The sequence below is a fragment of the Acinetobacter sp. ANC5681 genome (assembly GCF_023488045.1).
In the GTDB taxonomy this organism is placed as follows: Bacteria; Pseudomonadota; Gammaproteobacteria; order Pseudomonadales; family Moraxellaceae; genus Acinetobacter.
The window spans coordinates 13,133-32,878 of sequence record NZ_JAMFKZ010000025.1 but is presented as its reverse complement, the minus strand read 5'-3'; the positions used below and the strand labels follow the sequence as shown (position 1 = coordinate 32,878).

General features: G+C 38.7%; 16 protein-coding genes and 4 pseudogenes. 10 read left to right on the top strand and 10 right to left on the bottom strand.

Annotated features, from left to right (window positions below; all coding sequences use genetic code 11):
* Positions 1-406 precede the first annotated feature (406 nt).
* Both M5121_RS12800 and paeA read left to right on the top strand, forming a co-directional pair.
* Positions 407-1,396 carry a LysR family transcriptional regulator gene (locus M5121_RS12800; RefSeq protein WP_004663040.1) on the top strand — a complete coding sequence of 330 codons (990 nt, stop codon included), beginning with the start codon at positions 407-409 and terminating at the stop codon, positions 1,394-1,396.
* 145 nt (positions 1,397-1,541) lie between these two features.
* Positions 1,542-2,870: a polyamine export protein PaeA gene (gene paeA, locus M5121_RS12795; RefSeq protein ID WP_005157561.1), complete on the top strand. Its 1,329-nt coding sequence runs from the start codon at positions 1,542-1,544 to the stop codon at positions 2,868-2,870.
* A 33-nt stretch (positions 2,871-2,903) separates the two neighbouring features.
* On the opposite strand, the gene M5121_RS12790 is transcribed toward paeA, so the two are convergent.
* The 5 genes and pseudogenes from M5121_RS12790 to M5121_RS12770 form a co-directional block, all read right to left on the bottom strand.
* Positions 2,904-3,167: a ribosomal protein L7/L12 gene (locus M5121_RS12790; RefSeq protein WP_249571387.1), complete on the bottom strand. Its 264-nt coding sequence runs from the start codon at positions 3,165-3,167 to the stop codon at positions 2,904-2,906.
* A gap of 50 nt (positions 3,168-3,217) precedes the next feature.
* A complete protein-coding gene (locus M5121_RS12785) occupies positions 3,218-3,733 on the bottom strand; it encodes a hypothetical protein (protein ID WP_249571386.1) in 516 nt (171 codons plus the stop codon).
* Between the two features lie 198 nt (positions 3,734-3,931).
* On the bottom strand, positions 3,932-5,545 hold the full coding sequence (gene cysN, locus M5121_RS12780; protein ID WP_249571385.1) for a sulfate adenylyltransferase subunit CysN: 1,614 nt from the start codon (positions 5,543-5,545) through the stop codon (positions 3,932-3,934).
* 83 nt (positions 5,546-5,628) lie between these two features.
* Complete coding sequence (cysD, locus tag M5121_RS12775; RefSeq protein WP_004663051.1) at positions 5,629-6,537, bottom strand: sulfate adenylyltransferase subunit CysD; 909 nt, start codon at positions 6,535-6,537, stop codon at positions 5,629-5,631.
* A 325-nt stretch (positions 6,538-6,862) separates the two neighbouring features.
* A pseudogene (locus M5121_RS12770) lies at positions 6,863-7,021 on the bottom strand (capsule assembly Wzi family protein); the annotation flags it as partial.
* Positions 7,022-7,037: 16 nt separating this feature from the next.
* Here M5121_RS12770 and M5121_RS12765 point away from each other — a divergent pair.
* A pseudogene (locus M5121_RS12765) lies at positions 7,038-7,244 on the top strand (transposase); the annotation flags it as partial.
* Between the two features lie 209 nt (positions 7,245-7,453).
* On the opposite strand, the gene lysS reads toward M5121_RS12765, so the two are convergent.
* A complete protein-coding gene (lysS, locus tag M5121_RS12760; RefSeq protein WP_249571384.1) occupies positions 7,454-8,980 on the bottom strand; it encodes a lysine--tRNA ligase in 1,527 nt (508 codons plus the stop codon).
* Positions 8,981-9,142: 162 nt separating this feature from the next.
* A pseudogene (locus M5121_RS12755) lies at positions 9,143-9,557 on the bottom strand (SRPBCC family protein).
* A 369-nt stretch (positions 9,558-9,926) separates the two neighbouring features.
* Here M5121_RS12755 and rubA point away from each other — a divergent pair.
* The 4 genes from rubA (at position 9,927) to oxyR (ending at position 13,294) form a co-directional block, all read left to right on the top strand.
* Positions 9,927-10,091 (top strand): rubredoxin RubA, encoded by a 165-nt coding sequence (rubA, locus tag M5121_RS12750; protein WP_004663059.1) that lies wholly within the window; start codon positions 9,927-9,929, stop codon positions 10,089-10,091.
* A gap of 83 nt (positions 10,092-10,174) precedes the next feature.
* Positions 10,175-11,356 (top strand): rubredoxin reductase RubB, encoded by a 1,182-nt coding sequence (gene rubB / locus M5121_RS12745; RefSeq protein WP_249571383.1) that lies wholly within the window; start codon positions 10,175-10,177, stop codon positions 11,354-11,356.
* A gap of 81 nt (positions 11,357-11,437) precedes the next feature.
* Complete coding sequence (estB, locus tag M5121_RS12740) at positions 11,438-12,382, top strand: esterase EstB (RefSeq protein WP_249571382.1); 945 nt, start codon at positions 11,438-11,440, stop codon at positions 12,380-12,382.
* 6 nt (positions 12,383-12,388) lie between these two features.
* Positions 12,389-13,294 (top strand): LysR family transcriptional regulator OxyR, encoded by a 906-nt coding sequence (gene oxyR / locus M5121_RS12735; protein WP_005157596.1) that lies wholly within the window; start codon positions 12,389-12,391, stop codon positions 13,292-13,294.
* A 59-nt stretch (positions 13,295-13,353) separates the two neighbouring features.
* Here the strand turns inward: oxyR and dusB are convergent, their stop codons facing one another.
* Positions 13,354-14,379 carry a tRNA dihydrouridine synthase DusB gene (gene dusB / locus M5121_RS12730; protein ID WP_087537116.1) on the bottom strand — a complete coding sequence of 342 codons (1,026 nt, stop codon included), beginning with the start codon at positions 14,377-14,379 and terminating at the stop codon, positions 13,354-13,356.
* Positions 14,380-14,461: 82 nt separating this feature from the next.
* On the opposite strand from dusB, the gene M5121_RS12725 reads away from it, so the two are divergent.
* Together M5121_RS12725 and M5121_RS12720 are read left to right on the top strand one after the other, a co-directional pair.
* Positions 14,462-15,670: a DUF1615 domain-containing protein gene (locus M5121_RS12725; RefSeq protein WP_249571381.1), complete on the top strand. Its 1,209-nt coding sequence runs from the start codon at positions 14,462-14,464 to the stop codon at positions 15,668-15,670.
* Positions 15,637-16,311: an HAD-IB family hydrolase gene (locus M5121_RS12720; RefSeq protein ID WP_249571380.1), complete on the top strand. Its 675-nt coding sequence runs from the start codon at positions 15,637-15,639 to the stop codon at positions 16,309-16,311. The genes M5121_RS12725 and M5121_RS12720 overlap by 34 nt, the downstream gene beginning before the upstream one ends.
* Positions 16,312-16,348: 37 nt before the next feature.
* Here M5121_RS12720 and proB read toward each other — a convergent pair whose 3' ends face one another.
* Entirely contained in the window at positions 16,349-17,482 is a 1,134-nt protein-coding gene (proB, locus tag M5121_RS12715) for a glutamate 5-kinase (RefSeq protein WP_178882595.1), read from the bottom strand.
* Positions 17,483-17,497: 15 nt separating this feature from the next.
* Positions 17,498-18,718: an Obg family GTPase CgtA gene (gene cgtA / locus M5121_RS12710; RefSeq protein ID WP_249571379.1), complete on the bottom strand. Its 1,221-nt coding sequence runs from the start codon at positions 18,716-18,718 to the stop codon at positions 17,498-17,500.
* A gap of 255 nt (positions 18,719-18,973) precedes the next feature.
* Here cgtA and M5121_RS12705 point away from each other — a divergent pair.
* A pseudogene (locus tag M5121_RS12705) lies at positions 18,974-19,564 on the top strand (IS5 family transposase); the annotation flags it as partial.
* Positions 19,565-19,746 lie beyond the last annotated feature (182 nt).

Sequence of the window (19,746 nt, the reverse complement as noted above, 5' to 3'; positions counted from 1 at the left end):
AAGCATGTTTAATTCGTCTGATCACAGATACTTTATAAAGTATTTTAGTACTTTTTTGAATCCGTCAATGCGTAAGTCCTATATAAATATTTTTAAAAATAAAATTCATCATAAATTATTCATTAAACAATCTAACTCGTATTATTTCTATACATTTAAAACAACTATCCAATACCAAAACATATGAATGAATAAAGCGAATAAATGCAGAAATGGCCATCGTGTTTTTATATATTGAATATCATTTCCTCATGATAATGAATCTGTTATAAGCTTATTCAAGTTTAATAAGACCAAACCATTCAACTATTTGCTATACCTTTTATCTCGTTTTAAGTTACACAAACGGCTTTAGTTATGTCATAATTCATCACAATTCAAAAATTTTATTTTCGGTATTTTTTTTATGAATCTGGAGCGGGTTGATCTCAATTTATTGATTTATCTTGATGTACTTCTTCGTGAAAAAAATGTCACACGTGCTGCAGAACAACTGGGTGTCACTCAACCCGCAATGAGTAATATTTTACGTCGCTTACGTAATTTATTTAACGACCCTCTACTCATTCGTTCTTCTGAAGGCATGACACCAACTGAGCGTGCACTCGAATTACAACCACGTATTCGTGATGCATTATCAGATTTGTCGATGATTCTCGAACCACGTACCGAATTTAGACCTTATACCAGTACGCGCGTTTTTCGCATAATGACTTCCGATTATGCTGAAGCAACGCTCGTACCGCGTCTTGTAAAAGCACTTCGCTCTGAAGCGCCAAATGTTGTACTGGACTTCTTAACTCCAAGTGATGTCTCTTATCGAGATATGGAGCAAGGCAAAGTTGATCTAGCCATTAACCGCTTCAATGAAATCCCGCAAAGCTTCCATCAAGTTTTGGTATGGCGCGATAGTTTTAGCTGTATTTTAAATGATAAACACCCTGCTGTAACCCATCTCAACCTTAAAAGCTATTTAGATGCTCAACATATTTGGGTTTCTAAAACAGGTATGGGTGTTGGCTTTGGCGTAAATCCAGATAAACAAGCAGGACTCGGTTGGATTGACCAAGCTTTGGAACGAATTGGTCAGCGTCGTAAAATTTCCGTGTTTACTCGCCACTATCAAATGCCTGCACTTTTAGCGCAAAATGTTGATCTGATTGCAACATTGCCAACACGTATGGCACGTTTGCAAGCACAAAATCCTCGTCTTCTTATTAAAGACCCACCATTTTACATTCCAGAATTTGAGCTTAAAATGGCTTGGTGTCCATTGCTACACCATCATCCTGCACATCGTTGGTTAAGACAACTTATCCTCTTTGTAGCACGCCAAATGATCGAAGAAGAAAATCGTGAGTTTCTTTTAAATAATTCACAATTTTCACAATACTAAAATATTGCTTTGTAATAATATGATTTCCTCTACGGATATGCTTGTTTCATAAGCAAAATTGTTATACTGAGGTAATACCCAATTACCTCTCTTCTTTTTTTATGTTACAACATATCCATAATAAACGATGAACCACAGGTGATGTGTGAGTCTCTTCCAAAATATTATTGTCATTATTCTGCTGATAACTGCGGCAGGTTTTCTCTCGCTCACTGAAATTGCACTTGCTGGCGCACGAAAAGTTAAATTAAAAATTTTGGCTGAATCTGGTGAAATTCGAGCACAAAAAGTTTTAGATTTACAGGAACAATCTGCGGACTTTTTTGCAGCCTCACAAATCGGTTTAAATGCTGTTGCTATCTTAGGCGGTATTTTAGGTGAAGCAGCTTTTCGCCCATTTTTTGTAGAAATGCTTAAACAGTTTTATGTAGGCCCTTGGCTAGAAACGATTGGTTTTGCTTTATCTTTCACTTTGGTAACTTCCCTTTTTATTTTGTTCGCGGATCTAATGCCAAAACGTTTGGCAATGATCGCCCCAGAAAAAATTTCCATTCGCGTTATTGAGCCGATTCAAGTTTTTATCAAGATTTGTAAGCCTTTAGCTTGGGGAATCAATGCAATTGCAAACTTATTGTTCCGGTTATTTAAAGTAAATACCATTCGTGATGACAATATTACGTTTGATGATATTTCTGCGGTTATGGATGCAGGAGCTCAAGCTGGTGTATTACAAAAACAAGAACACCACTTCATTGAAAATGTTTTTGAACTCGAAGAACGAACAGTACCATCAAGTATGACCACACGTGAAAATGTGGTTTATTTCACTCTAAAAGAAAATGAGAACAGTATTCGCCAAAAATTAGCCGAATATCCCTACTCCAAGTTTTTAGTTTGTAATGAACAAATTGACCAAGTCATTGGTTATGTTGATACCAAAGATATTTTGGTCCGTATCTTAAACAATCAATCCCTCCTTCAGCTTAATGAATCAACAATCCGTACTGTTCTTATTATTCCAGACACATTAACACTTTCAGAATTACTAGATCGCTTCCGTTCAACCAAAGAAAAATTTGCGGTCGTTATTAATGAATATGCCTTGGTGGTTGGTGTGATTACACTCAGCGACATCATGATTACTGTGATGGGTGATTGGGTCACACCAATGGAAGAAGATCAACAAATTATTAAGCGTGATAATCACTCATGGCTGATTGATGGTAGCACCCCAATTGAAGATGTGAAACATGTATTGGAAATTGAAGAATTTCCTGAAAATGAAAATTATGAAACGATTGCTGGTTTCATCATGTATCGTTTACGCAAAATTCCACGTCCAGCTGATGCAGTAGAATATGCGGGTTTTAAGTTTGAAGTAGTTGATATTGACCATTATAAAATTGATCAATTACTGGTCACTCAAATTATTCCCAGCTTAGAAAATGAACCACCTTCAACAACAACTGAATAACTCATAAAAATTAAGCCCTCTTAAGGGCTTAATTTATCTGGTCAAAAACCAAACTAAAATCACCAATATGATGAAAATCAAAATAAAGATTTGGATTCCGCCACGACTGCGTTGGGCTAACTGCTCCTGAATCAGCGCTTGCTCTTGTGGATGCTCTTTTAAATATCGTTCGACCAAGTCTTTGGATTCTTTCAACCCAAGACCTGTTTTCTCACGAGTAATTTTGATTGCATCTATCAACTGACCTGATCTTAAAGCTTCTAACGCCTCACGTGGCATCTCTATATTCAAACTCATAAATTTGACATCCTTGTTATTTATAATAATTTATTTGATTTATAGAAAATTTAATTTCCACCATATAGTGAAATTAATTGATCTAATGTAGCTTGATAATGAATTGCTATGTCTTCTGATAGGATTTTATACGCATTATCGAACTGAACCATTGGCCACCCTTCTTTCCAAAATGGAAAGATGTTGTGCAGATCATGAGTTACTATTGAATCTTCACGCACAATTGCTTGAGCAACCTGAGACAGAACTTGAGCTGTTTCAGCCCCATCAATCGCAAGATAATCAATACCTCGCACTTTCATAATACGAATACGATCTTTCTTATAACGAATTTTTTTAGCTTGTCCAGAATTTAAACCTAATGCAAGTGTTACTGCTTCTACAAATTTATCTTCAAAACTTGTATTCAGTGCAACCAAAGCTTGCTTGTGCGCTTCTTGACGGCCGGCCTTACCCCCATTACGGATGATTTCGTTCGCTTCTGCATCAAGCTTATCTTTTTTCATAGACTGTAAAATGTCTAAAATTTCGATATCGCTTAAATATTCAGGAGTTTGCTCAGTCATGGGAGTCCTTAGACAATAATTCAAAGAACTATTGTCTCATAAAAGACATTTCAAAACAGAATAAAAAAATATCAGCCCGATATATTTATCATTATTTTAAATTAAATCGAAGAATCAAAAACCTTCAAAGATATAAATTTCGAATTTATAAAATAAAAAAGCCTGCATAAGCAGGCTTTTAGAAGTCAGTCCAAGCTATTAAAGACGAACTAACTCCACGATTTTTTCAGCTGCTTCTTCAACTGTTTCAGCATTAATATCGGTATCTGTACCATCAACAGTTGTTGTAATAACCACTACACCTGTTTCACGCAATAAAACAGTTTGCTCAGTCGTTAAACCAACTTTTGCAATCGCAACCACACCTTGTTGAATCAACAAACTTTCCAAAGCCTGAGCCTGTTCAATCAACTGAGCAGAAACACCAATCACAGCAGGTTTCTGACCTAAGCGCGCAGCACGATCTTCCGCCGTCACAGGATTGCTATGCGCCGTCCATTCAACTGCAGCTTCAACCATTCCTGCGCCAACAGTGACGTTGCTTAAACGATCAATAAAGATAAATGAACCTGTGTAACGACTGTCCTGATATTGGTCAAACACTACTGGCGCATCAAACTCAATCACGACATCTGCAATCGCGTTCAGTTCAAGCTCTTCAACCTGAGTATGCTCAAGTGTATTGACATTGACACGATAATTAATCGCACTGACTTTTGCAGGAACAGTCTGTGTACCAATTTTGACGTTATACAATTTACCTTTCACTAGTGGATGTTCATTCATCCACACCACAGAAGCACGAACACTACGCGAAATAAGCGGTTGTTCACCTGCACGAACTAAAACATTACCACGTGAAATATCAATTTCATCATTTAAGGTTAATGTCACCGCTTGGCCCGCAACCGCTTGCTCAAGATTACCATCAAAAGTGACAATTTCTTTGACCGTTGATTTTTTACCTGAAGGTAAAGCAACGATTTCATCGCCCACGTGAATTTCACCAAGTGCAATCGTACCTGCAAAACCACGGAAATCAAGATTTGGACGATTCACATACTGAACAGGGAAACGAAATTCTTTTTTGTTCGAATCACGCTTGATTTCCACTGATTCAAGAATGCTCATCAAGGTTTGCCCCTTGTACCAAGGCGTACTTGCAGATGGATTAACAACGTTGTCGCCATTCAATGCTGAAATCGGAACGAATAAAATATTCTCTGGACGGCGCTCACCAAGCTGGCTTAAGAATGCATCATATTCAACTTGAATTTCGTTGAAACGAGATTCAGAGAACTCAACCAAGTCCATTTTATTGATCGCAACAACGATATTTTTAATACCAAGTAAACTTGCAATAAAAGTATGACGGCGAGTTTGCGTTTGCACACCATAACGCGCATCAATCAAAATAATCGCAAGATCAGCCGTTGATGCACCTGTTGCCATGTTACGCGTATATTGCTCATGTCCTGGCGTATCTGCAATGATGAACTTACGCTTTTCTGTAGAGAAATAACGATAGGCTACATCAATGGTAATCCCCTGTTCACGCTCCGCTTGTAAGCCATCAACCAGTAAAGCAAGGTCAGGCGCATCGCCCGTTGTCCCAACTTTTTTACTGTCTCGCGTCACGGCTTGCAATTGATCTTCATAGATCAACTTTGAATCATAAAGTAAACGACCAATTAGCGTTGACTTACCATCATCGACGTTACCGCAAGTCAAGAAGCGCAAAAGGTCTTTATTTTCGTGCTGTTTTAAATATGCCAAAATATCTTGGCTAATAAGATCTGATTGATGAGACATTGCTCAAAACTCCACAAAATTTGAAATCTAATTTTGTAATTTCCCTACATCCCTCTTTTAACAGAGGGACTTGCTTAAGGAAATTAGAAATAACCTTCCTGCTTTTTCTTTTCCATTGAGCCAGCTTCATCATGGTCAATCATACGACCCTGACGCTCTGAACTGGTAGCCAAAAGCATTTCTTGGATAATTTCAGGCAATGTATCCGCCTCAGACTCAACTGCACCTGTTAATGGGTAACAACCAAGTGTACGGAAACGTACCGATTTCATTTGAGGAACTTCACCTTCCTTTAAACGCATACGCTCGTCATCGACCATGATTAACGTACCGCTACGTTCTACAACTGGGCGTACAGCCGAGAAGTAAAGAGGAACAAGTTGAATATTTTCTAAGTAAATATATTGCCAAATATCTAACTCAGTCCAGTTAGATAAAGGGAAAACACGAATACTCTCACCTTTGTTCACTTTACCATTGTAAAGATTCCAAAGTTCTGGACGTTGGTTTTTTGGATCCCAACGATGCTTCGTATCACGGAATGAATAAACACGTTCTTTCGCACGTGATTTTTCTTCATCACGACGTGCACCACCAAACGCAGCATCAAACTGATATTTATCTAATGCTTGTTTTAAACCCTGAGTTTTCATGATGTCGGTATATTTTGAACTACCATGATCAAACGGGTTAATGCCTGCATCACGACCTTCTTTGTTCTGATGTACGATCAAATCAAAGCCATGAGTTTTTGCCATGTTGTCACGGAATGTGATCATGTCTTTAAACTTCCAACCTGTATCTACATGCAGGAGTGGAAAAGGAAGCTTAGCAGGATAAAATGCTTTCAAGGCAAGATGTAACATGACTGCTGAATCTTTACCAATTGAATAAAGCATCACTGGATTTTCAAATTCAGCTGCAACTTCACGAATAATATGAATACTTTCTGCCTCAAGTTGCTTGAGGTGAGTTAATCTATTTTCAGTCATGTACATATCCCCCCTTATCAATGTTACCCATAAAATCTATAAGTGGTATTAAACCACCACTTGGAAGACCGTGTGGAGGAACGAGTATCATAACAACTCCAATTTTTCGTGATATCGATATTCTTACTAGTGGACAAATGAGCAATCTAGTAAAGTTTATCCATTATAATAATTTAGAACGGCTTCTTTAGCTTGTTTTTTCATATCAATATGCAAAATTGTGATATGCATAGCTCAGAAAGAGAAGAAGGACTGTTAAAAATAACATGAAATTAAATTAAATAAAAAAGAAGCCGAATTCGGCTTCTTATCTATTTAGTTAAGATTAGAAACGGAACATATTTTTTTCTAATGGAATCTCAACACCAACAGAAATACCACCATCATTACCATTGAGATCAGAGTCACTCACCCAACCATTAATTTTCAATGGAATCGTTGGCTTTAAATAATGTGTCCATGTTAAATCTAAAGCTTTTAAGGTGTACTAGCTCAAACCTGATCTGAGAGAGCTACTTAAAACTAACTTTTCGACGAATCTGTATTTTATTCCAGCTTATAGCCCTGAGTTAAATCGAATCGAGATGGTATGGAAGCAGATGAAATATTATTGGCGAGATTTTCAAGTCATGACAGCTGATAAAATAGAGCAATGGGTGGAGAAAATATCAAACCAATTCGGAAAAGAATACATGTTTACTTTTTAATGACAACTTTGCAGCTGAAATAGCCGAAAATAATGCGATATAAAGCGATTTTTTTACAAACATACCTTAACTGTTCTCAAATTTATTCATTAGCACATCATCGTTTTTTTATACTTTTTTTCAATCATCAAACCAAACAATTACATTTCTTAACCAACAAAATAAAAAGCCACTTTTAAAGTGGCCTTTTATTAATAATAAGTGAGTAATTAATCTTTACGGCGCATGTGTGGGAATAACAATACATCACGAATACTTGGGGCATTCGCAAACAACATCACGAGACGATCAATACCAATACCTTCACCTGCTGTAGGTGGCAAACCATATTCTAATGCTTCAATGAAGTCTGCATCATAATGCATAGCTTCATCATCACCAGCATCTTTTTCTTCAACCTGTGCTTGGAAACGTTCCGCTTGATCGATCGGATCGTTTAACTCAGAGAAACCATTGGCTAACTCACGACCACCAATAAAGAACTCAAAACGATCGGTAATGTGTGGATTATCATCATTACGACGAGCGAGTGGTGAGGTTTCAGCTGGATACTCTGTAATGAATGTTGGTTGACGAAGTTTAGTTTCAACAGTTTCTTCAAACACGATTGTTTGTAATTTACCTAAACCGAAACCAGGTTTCACTTGCTCTTTAAGCACTTCTTGAGTGAACTTGGCCAAAAACTCACGGTCATTCACATTTTCAGGGGTAAAGTCAGGGTTATGCTCAAGAATGGCGTCAAACATTGATATTTTCTTGAATGGACCTTTGAAGCTATACACCTCATCACCATAAGGCACATCGGTAGAACCTAAAATATCAATTGCGAGTTTTTCAAGCATGTTTTCAGTCAATGCCATCAAGTCTTTATAATCAGCGTAGGCTTGATAAAACTCGATCATGGTAAATTCAGGGTTATGACGTGTTGACACCCCTTCATTACGGAAGTTACGGTTAATTTCAAACACACGCTCAAAACCACCCACTACAAGGCGCTTTAAATAGAGCTCTGGTGCGATACGCAAATAGAGTTCCATATCCAATGCATTATGATGTGTTACGAATGGTTTTGCAGATGCACCACCCGGGATCACATGCATCATTGGTGTCTCAACTTCCATGAAACGCTCATTAGTTAAGAACGCACGAATACCTGCAACCACTTTGGCACGAATTTCAAAAGTCTTACGTGTTTCTTCGTTGACGATCAAATCTAAATAACGCTTGCGATATTTCGCTTCTGTGTCCGTTAAACCGTGGAATTTATCTGGAAGCGGACGAAGTGATTTGGTTAATAATTCAAATCCTTCAAGGTGTACATATAAGTCACCTTTGCCAGAACGTCCGATATAACCTTCAGCGGCAATAATATCGCCAAGATCTAAGCTTTTAATCGTTTCTAAAACGTCTGCTGGCAAACCTTTACGATCTACATAAAGTTGGATACGACCTGTCATATCTTGGATCACAATAAATGACCCACGGTTCAACATGACACGACCCGCGACTTTTACATAAACTTTTTCAGCACCTTCGATTTGTGCTTTATCTTGATCTTTAAATTGTTCCTGTAAGTCACCTGTATAGTGCTCACGTTTAAAGGTATTCGGCCAAGGACTTTTACCGCTTTGTTTAGCAGTCTCTTGGATTTGCTTTAACTTGGCATGACGCTGTGCGATTAAATCGTTTTCGGAAAGTGTTTGTTCAGAAGTCGATTGAGCGTTTTGTTGCGTCATCTCTGCCTCGATTTAAGTAAAATTGAAGTGGCATAGAATAGCAGATCAAAGCCCATTTTCGCACCATTTCAGTCACACAATCGTGAAAAAAGCAAAGATTTATCAATTTCAAAGCGAAAATAATACTTTTATCTAGCAATAAATATGTACTTAAAATGATTTCTATTGCTCAGCGAATTGTTTAACTAAAGCTAACCCTTTTTCAAATCCTTGATTCATCATTTCAATATATTGGGGTTGAATATCCACTTCTACATAGAGTTGAGTAACGTCATCCGAATCAAATAACATGTACTTTTCTAATGCACCTGCCCAAGATTTCACATCGTCACTTTCAGTATCTTCCTCTCCATCTTGAATCATCTAGATATGTTTAAAAATAATCACATTCGGCTCATCTAAACGTTCGATTGTTGAAATCATGCCACCCCCTTATCATCATAGAAATAGGTTTTACCGCCTACTTTCTAGTCTGATCGTATGGTCGAGTTGCAAGAAAAAATTGCGCCCAAGCTTGGTAACTTTCTTTTTGCCATAATATTTCCCACACTTTTTGCTTCGAAGCCTTAATTTCAATATCGTAAGATCAGGTCTGCATTTTTATTTTCCTCATAATTATGGTGATATTTTTGATCTTTTAATTTTAAATGGTTATTTTTCACTCACTCCATATTTATACTTTTACTGTTTTTAAAAAGCTACAAGCATATACATATCTACAAAAATTAGAGTAATTGCTCAAATAGCAAGACTTTCAGAACAAATTGCCATTCCACTTTCTACATAAATGATTAAACTCTTGCATTTGCTTTACTTAAATGGCGTTCTGCGTAAAAATCTAACTCCTGATCAACACAAGTTTGTTGTATTGCAGCGATCGTAGCGACATTATGGAATAGTTTTACTGAAAGGCAATTTGAGCATACCTATCAGTTTGGAGAGTCACATGAAAAAATATCAATGTATCGTTTGTGGGTGGATTTACGACGAAGCAGATGGTTGGCCACAAGACGGCATTGCAGCAGGTACCAAATGGGAAGATATCCCTGATGATTGGACATGCCCAGATTGCGGCGTTTCAAAAGCTGATTTTGAAATGATTGAAATCTAAATAGATCTAAAAGACCGTGATCATGATCATGGTCTTTTTTTTCCTATCGTTTGTTTTTATTGAAAGAAATACTGGAGAATATAATGCATCCTATCGTCATCATCGGATCGGGCATGGCAGGCTATACTGTTGCACGTGAGTTTCGCAAACTCAGCCCAGAACAAGAACTCGTTATGATCTGCGCAGATGATGCGGTAAATTATGCAAAACCAACATTATCTAATGCCTTTGCAGGGAATAAAGCACCTGAACAAATTGCCCTAGGTGATGCAGCTAAAATGGCAACGCAACTGAATATGCGCATTGAAGCTGAAACCTGGGTGAAAGAAATTAATGCTGAACAACATGAAATCACTTTAGAAAAAAATGGTGAAATTTTCACTCAACCTTATTCAAAACTGGTCCTTGCAGTAGGTGCAAACCCAATTCGTTTAGCAATTGCTGGTGATGGTAGTGATGATATTCATGTCGTGAATTCCTTGATCGACTACCGTACGTTCCGTGAAAATTTAGCAAAGCGTAAAGATAAACGCGTTGTGATTCTAGGCGCTGGGTTAATTGGCTGTGAATTTGCCAATGATTTATTACATAGCAACTACGATGTCACAGTAATTGATCTTGCACCACAACCACTTGGTCGGTTGCTACCAAATCACGTTGCTGAAGCATTTAAAACAAACTTAGAACAAGCGGGTATTAAATTCGCATTGTCGACCACTGTTGAAAAAGTAACGAAAATCAATGATGGTGAAGATTACGAAGTGACTTTGGCAACAGGTCAGACTTTAATTGCAGATATCGTTCTTTCAGCGATTGGTTTACAGCCAAATATATCTTTAGCAAAAGCTGCAGATATTCAAACAAGTCGTGGCATCATTACCAATACCCTATTGGAAACCAACCAGCCTGACATCTATGCGGTGGGTGACTGTGCAGAAGTGAATGGAACATTACTGCCATATGTCATGCCAATCATGCAACAAGCACGTGCATTAGCAAAAACACTGAGCGGGCAAAGTACTGCTGTACACTACCCTGCAATGCCTGTTGCGGTAAAAACACCTGCTGCACCATTGACTGTATTACCTGCACCAATTGGTGTGGACGTGAATTGGGAAACTGAAGAGTTTGATGACGGTATGCTTGCCAAAGCAGCAGACGGTCAAGGCACCTTAAGAGGTTTTGTGCTTTTAGGTGCGACCGCAAGCAAACAACGTTTAACCTTAACCAAACTTGTTCCAGACTTGATTCCAGCACAAGTTTAAGGTTTAAATTAGAGTCTGTTAAGAAAGAAATTTCTAGCAGACTCTAATTCTATAAAAAGAATTCAATTCGGAATGAATGCCATGAACAGTGCTTTACAATTTAATGTGTCACCTTATGCTCCATTTATGCAAGAAACCAAAGTCACTTTAGGTAATGGTATTGAACTGCATGTTGAAATGGGCGGCAATCCAGAACACCCAACAATTCTGTTGATTATGGGTTTAGGTGCTCAAATGCTGTTTTGGCCTGACTTCTTTTGTAAATCATTGATTGATCAAGGCTTTCGCGTTATCCGTTTCGATAATCGTGATATTGGTTTATCTTCAAAAATTCGTGAAAAAAGAAAACGCCTCAATACCATGAAACTCATGAGTCGCTTCATCGTCGGGCTTGGTAACGAAGGCGCACCTTACACTTTATATGATATGGCTGATGATGTTTCGATGTTAATCGACCAATTGGGGCTTGAAAAAACATATCTCATAGGCGCTTCAATGGGTGGCATGATCTCCCAAATCGTGGCAGCGAAATATCCAGAAAAGGTTGAGAAAGTAGGATTATTATTTACCAGTAACAATCAACCCTTCCTGCCACCACCGTTTCCAAAACAACTTTTCAGTTTATTAGGCAAACCTGAGGCACATGACGAAGATGCGATTGTGAATCATAGTTTGAAAGTATTTCATATTATTGGATCACCAGGTTATGTGAATCAAGTTGAAGCAATTCAAACCATTCGTAAACTATATCGCCGTAGTTTTTACCCAGCGGGTGTACTTCAACAGTTTTTAGCAATATTATGTACAGGTTCTTTGTTAGCATTGAACAAAAATATTACTCAACCGACTTTGGTTGTACATGGTTCAAAAGATCGTTTATTACCACCAAGTCACGGGAAAGCTGTTGCAAAGGCGATTTCTGGTGCTAAATTTGAATTAATTCAAGGAATGGGGCATGATATTCCTGCTCACTTCATTCCACAACTTAGCGGTTTGTTTGCTCATCACTTTAGATCATCACACTAGGACTCTATGGCTGCATTACCCTCATTAAGACAGCTATCGTATTTAGTTACGTTGTCAGAAACTTTACATTTTACTGAAGCTGCGCGCCGTTCATTTGTCACTCAGTCTACTTTGTCGGGTGGTATCATGGAACTAGAGCGCCTCTTAGGTGGCGTCCTAGTTGAGCGTGATCGTCAAAACGTTCGTTTAACCCCATTAGGCGAACAAGTCGTTGCACGTGCACGAGTATTACTTGCCGATGCACAAGATTTAATGCGCCTAAGTAGAGAAATGAGTGAACCATTAACAGGTGATCTACATCTCGGTATTATTCCTACGATTGCACCATTTATTTTGACTCAACTACTTGATGAAGTGCATCGACAACTGCCGAAGATTCAGCTTCATTTACATGAAGCTCAAAGTGAGAAAATCGTAGAAAAGCTAGAACACGGCAATTTAGATATGATTGTTCTGGCGCTTCCTTTTGACACTCGTGGATTAAAAGTTGCAGAAATTGCAAAAGAAAATTTATTTGTTGTCTACAATAAAAATGATAAGAATGCTGAGAATGCAAACTCACTAGATGATTTGGACTTATCGCGTCTGATGCTACTCGAAGAAGGTCATTGTTTACGAGATCACACCTTAAGTGCCTGCCCTGTGGGTGAGCGCAAAAATGATCATCGTTTAAAGGCAAGCTCTCTTCCAACTTTAGTGGAAATGGTGTCGTCAAATCTTGGCTTTACACTGCTACCCGAAATTGCCTTGAAAAACAGCATGATTCATTTCAATGAAGAAATTGCAGTAAAATCAATTGAAGATGCCCCGAACCGCACATTGGCATTGGTGACACGAAAAAGCACACCATTGCAAAGTGAATTTGATGTGATCTTTCAAATTCTGCAAAAAATCACTGCACATTTGGAATAATCAAAAGCCTGTAATGAAACCCATCATTACAGGCTTTTAAACGAATAAAAATCACATCACTATTTAATGTCTAGTAAATTGACTTGTTCAACTTCAACATCACTCATGCGCTGCCCTAGATCAAGCAATTGATCAAAATATGCTTCTACAACCTTGGCTTGATCAGCAGTACTCTCTACTTTATACATACTTTGGCGAAATTCATTACTCGAACGCAAGCCTTTGGTGTACCAAGCAATATGCTTGCGCGCAATACGACAACCAGAATATTCGCCATAGAATTGATATAATTCTGATAAATGCCCTAATAGCACAGCTTTGACTTCAGCAATATCAGGCGCTGCCAAGTGTTTACCTGTTTTTAAGTAATGTGCTATTTCTCGAAATATCCATGGTCGACCTTGTGCAGCACGTCCAATCATAATCGCGTCTGCGCCAGTATAGTCTAGGACATATTTAGCTTTCTCAGGACTATCAATATCACCATTGGCAATCAATGGAATATCAATCAGTTCTTTTACCTGCTTAATCAGCTCATAACGTGCTGTATTTAAATACATATCTTCACGCGTACGACCATGTAAGGCTAAAGCTGAAATTCCTGATTCTTCAGCACGTTTTGCCACACGCAAAATATTTTCATGACCATTTAAAAATCCTAGTCGGGTTTTTAAAGTCACTGGCACATCCACGGCCGCAACCACCGCATCTAGAATTCGGGCTACTAAATCTTCATCTTGTAATAATGCTGAACCTGCCAACTTGTTACAAACCTTTTTGGCTGGACAACCCATATTGATATCAACGATTTGTGCACCGTTAGCGACTTGGTAACGAGCAGCTTCCGCAAGTTGCTCTGGGTCAGAACCCGCAATTTGTGCTGAAATTGGCGCAAGTTCGCCATCAAAATTTGCCCGATATAAACTTTTCTTACTCATACGTAAGGTTTTATCAGCCGTCATCATTTCACTTACGGCATGACCTGCACCAAAATATTTACATAGTGTCCGAAAGGGTCTATCTGTTACGCCTGCCATAGGTGCAACAATCAAATTATTTGACAGTTGATATGAACCGATATACATATATATTCTTACAAATTCTGAGCAACATAGTATACTTCATTCGCCCATTTGACTCATCTTTTTATGTGGTGTTGTTCTGATTATGAATAAATCATTCCCTACTCGTCCTTTATTAAAAATTATGGGCATCCTCACTGCATGTCTCAGCTTAACAGCTTGTGGAGATAAAGCATGGTGGTCTAATGGCAAAGAACCAGAAATGGAAGCAGAACAAATTAAGAAAGTGCTTCCCCCTCGTGTAAATGATCGCCAGTCATGGGCGCAAGATATTTTTGATATCATGCAACAACTCAGTATTCCAAAAACCAAGCAGAACGTATGTAGTGTGGTTGCTGTGGTAGATCAAGAATCCAACTTTGTTGCTGATCCAGCCGTCCCAGGACTTGGAGAAAAAGCAGTACAAGAAATTAATACTCGACTCAAAGAAAAATTTGAAGCAAAGTTGGGTGAAACCATCGGCGGAACAATTGCAGGCTATTTTGAGGACGTACTCAAAAATCAACCTTCTCCAGAAAATAATTACATGAGTCAAATGCGTAAAGTTAAAACGGAGCGCGAGCTAGATTTGCTCTACCGTGAGATTTTCGACTACATGTCAAAACATTATCATGTCAGTGCATTAACGGGTGCAGCGAAACTCGTTGGACAAGATATCGGGGAAAAAATGAATCCGATTACGACATTGGGTTCAATGCAGGTCCATATTAATTACGCCAAAGAACATAAACGCCAAAGTGGTAGTATTGCCGAATTGCGTAATGATCTATATACCCAATATGGGGGTTTATACTATGGTATTCATCGATTAATGGAATATCCTGCTGATTATGACAAAGCAATCTATCGCTTTGCAGACTACAATTCTGGTGTTTACTCAAGTCGAAATGCAGCGTTTCAAAGCATGTTAAATGCACTCACCAAGACTGAAATCAGTCTCGATGGTGATCTATTACTTTACAATAAAGATGGCGATGTGAAATCAAACCAAAGCCAAAGTGAAAAAGAGCTCATCGCTGTTTTTGCTCAAAATAATATTTTAGTGACACCACGCCAAATTCGTAATGATTTGAAAAAAGAGAAAGAGAAAAAATTTGAAGATACCCAAACTTATTTAGCTGTACAAAAGCTATATCAAAATAAAACCAAAAAAGAACCAATTTATGCAACCATGCCACAAGTCGTTATTTCAGGACCAAAATTGAGTCGTGATTACAATACAAACTGGTTTGCAAGCCGTGTAAATGGACGATATGAGACATGCATGCAAAGAGCCAAACGCATAAAACTGTAAATCTTGCTTTATTTGACTTTGATGGCACGCTCTATCCTAAAGATAGTTTTACGGGGTTTATTTTCTTTACCCTATCAAAGCGTCACATTGTAAAAAAAGGCTTAACCATACTCCCTTGGATTCAAGCCTATTATTTACGCTTATATCCTGCACATGCGATGAGACCTCGACTATTTCAAAGGATGTTTGAAGGTATCTCCGCCACATTTGTAGAAAACTTGGTTGATGAATATGCGCAAAAATTATTAAAACAATTAGATCCAGCTTTACTAAAGCAGCTTTATCTCCATCAACAGCGTGGTGATCATATTGTTCTTGTTTCTGCGTCAGTCGATTTATATTTAGCACCAATCTGTGAATTGCTTAATATTGAGTTGATTTGTACTCAAACAGAAATTAAGAATGGTACTTTAACAGGTCGTTATCGCTCTCAAGATTGTAGCCGTGAACAGAAAAAATTACGGATTTTGCAACAATACAATTTAGAAGACTACCAATATATCTATGCTTATGGAAATAGTGAAGAAGATCTAGATATGTTGTCATTGGCTGACCACCCGTACATGATGGGAGAAAATAAATCACTTCCAGAATTAAAATTTGAGGCACTAAGAGTTAGTCCCAATATAGAACGAACGTAAAAAAGCTCGCCTAAGCGAGCTGTTTTTATATTTGTATTTAGTAAATTGCCATGTGGTCTCGATGAATCATTTCTAAAGAACGAGCCTCACCTAAAACTTGGTAGACTTTCTCAGAAGGTAAACCCTTCACCATTTCTGCTGAACGAGAACTAAAATTCACACGACCAACAGCAATACGAGCACCATTCTTATCAACACATTCAACCACATCACCGCGATCAAAATGACCTTCAATCGCTTTCACACCAACAGGCAATAAACTACGATGCTTCAGTTTAATCGCTTCAACAGCACCATCATCTATCACTAAACGACCTGCGGTTTGCAAATGAGCTGCAAGCCATTGTTGATGAGCGGTCACACGGTCATTGTCTGTGGTAAATAATGTTCCAAGCATCTCACCCGCCATTAAACGAGCCAATACATGGTCACTTTCACCACTAGCAATTAAAGTAGGACAACCAGACTTCGCTGCAAGACGTGCTGCACGAACTTTAGTCACCATACCACCGCGACCTAAAACACCACCACCACCCGCCATTTCAAATAAAGTATCGTCTAATGCACGAACCGAAGAAAATAACTTGGCATTTGGATTATTACGCGGATCAGAATCGAACATACCTTGCTGATCTGTCAAAATAATCAACAGCTCAGCCTGAACCTGCCCCGCCACCATTGCGGCTAAAGTATCGTTATCACCAAAACGAATCTCATCGGTAGATACCGTGTCATTTTCATTGATGACAGGAATCACACGCCAGTCAATCAGGTTTTGCAAGGCATCACAGGAATTGAGGTAACGACGACGATCAGCAAGATCATCATGCGTGAGTAAGACTTGTGCTGTTTGAATCCCATGTTGATCTAATACGCTTGACCACGTATGGATTAAACCCATTTGGCCAATAGCAGCACAAGCTTGCAAACTGGGTAAATCAGTGGGTCGACTCGCAAGTTTCATGCGCACCATCCCTTCTGCAACTGCACCAGAAGACACTAAAATAATTTCGTGCCCAGCATTATGTAGATCTGCAATTTGTTTCGCCCAATGCGAAATTGCATTTAAATCTAACCCTTGCCCATTTGCAGTGAGTAAAGATGATCCGATTTTAACAACGATTCGTTTACACGCATTGAGCTGACGTTGCCCATCGACCACTTCTATCATTTTTTCCTCGGTTCACTAATCACGAACGTAAATGCTTTCTACGCCGCCTTCATCCTCATCGTCATCAAAATCATCTTCATCGTCTTCTAAGCCAGCTTCACGCTGAGCCTTACGCATAGCACGATAAGCTTCTTTTGCTGCGATAGTTTGTTCACGTGTCTCAGCCTCAAGCTGCTCACGGAATGCTTTCATTTCTGCTGCATACTCAGGATCTTCAACTTCACGCTCACGCTGTTGCTCAATCTGATCCATCAAGTAATAAACAACTTCTTTCGTCCCTTCCGACATCAAACCAGAAGTTTTAAATACAGGACCTTTCCATTGCAATTCATCAAGAATATGTTGACACCACTCTTCTCTTGATTCTTCAGGAAGTTGGTCAAGTTTGTTCAAGACAAGAACCACAGGGAGCTTTGCCAAAGTTGGTGAGAATTTCACTAACTCACCCAAAATTGCTTTGGCGTTATGCGCTGGATCTGAACCATCAATCGGTTGAACATCAACAATATGCAACAGGATACGAGTACGTGCCAAATGCTTAAGGAAACGAATCCCAAGACCCGCACCTTCTGCTGCACCTTCAATCAGACCTGGAATATCGGCCATAACGAATGAACGATGACGGTCTGCATCAACCACCCCAAGATTAGGAATCATTGTGGTAAATGGATAATCCGCAACTTTTGGTTTTGCCGCACTGACTGCACGAATAAACGTTGATTTACCTGCATTTGGCATACCCAACAAGCCAACATCTGCAAGTACTTTCAACTCTAAACGTACTTCGCGGTATTCACCTTTGATACCATGAGTGCATTTACGTGGAGAACGATTCGTTGAAGACTTAAAGTGTGTGTTACCTAAACCACCATCACCACCATTGGCTACTTTGACACGTTGACCATCAGCAACCAAATCACCAATAATATCACCAGATTCAATATCAACAATGGTTGTACCTACAGGTACTCTTAAAACAACATCTTCACCACCGCGACCTGAACAGTTTGCACCACGACCATTTTTACCACGTTCAGCACGGAATCGACGCGTATAACGATAATCTACGAGCGTACCTGTGTCATCATCGGCTTGGATATAAACACTTCCACCACGTCCCCCGTCTCCACCATCTGGACCACCAAAAGGGATAAATTTTTCACGGCGAAAACTGGCTACGCCATTGCCACCGTCGCCAGCCTCTACGGTTATGACTGCTTCATCAACAAAGCGCATGTGCCAATCCTCTAAATTCTTAAAAGCGGACTATTTTGCCACATTTTAATAAATTTCTCGAATAGATTTACTCAGCTCTGCATGAATTTTATTAAGCAATCAATCAACTTCTTTAAAAAACTCAAATAAATCTGCTTTTTAATTATTTTTCACATAATTTCGGCTTTGTTGCACAAACCTATCTGTACAGGCTTTTTCATCGATATAATTTTCAAATGAAGAAGCCTACACACAAAATCTACCGCACAACCAATTGGCCTGCGTCTACTGATAGACTCTACAGGCATGAAGTTTCTAGCTAAGGGCGAATGGAAACGCAAGAAACATGGACCTGAATATCGTCGCCAATGGCGTAAACTTCATATTGGTATAGATGCTAAAACCCTACAAATACGAGCAGTTCAGCTTACAACCAATAATGTCAGTGATTCACAGGTGCTTGGTGATTTACTTAATCAGATTCCACAAGATGAGCAGATTAACTCTGTTTATACCGATGGAGCTTATGACACCAAGCAATGCCGTCAGGTCATTGCAGATCGGCAAGCGCATGCGGTGATTCCACCTAGAAAAAATGCGAAACCATGGAAAGATACAAAGAGTAGCTCGCTAGAGCGAAACGAATTACTTCGAACAGTTACACGTTTAGGCAGGAGACTATGGAAAAAATGGTCAAACTATCATCGCCGAAGTTTGGTAGAAACCAAGATGCACTGCATCAAATTATTGGGTGATAGGCTTAGCGCAAGGCGTTTTCATAACCAGGTCAATGAGATTCATGCACGTATAGCAGTCCTCAACAGATTTACAGAATTAGGTCGACCACTTACCCAAGTTACGCCTTAAATTTAGCTCAATTAGGGGGCTTTGTATTTCAAATCTTTGTGCAACAAAGCCGCGTTAAATCAAAAGTTTGAGGATTTGCTTGTATATGCATACTGATACTTGCAACTAAAATAGTAAATATATATTTTTCATTATGAAGCACTTTTATTTATTAGAGGCATAATTAAACATACGGTAAATTA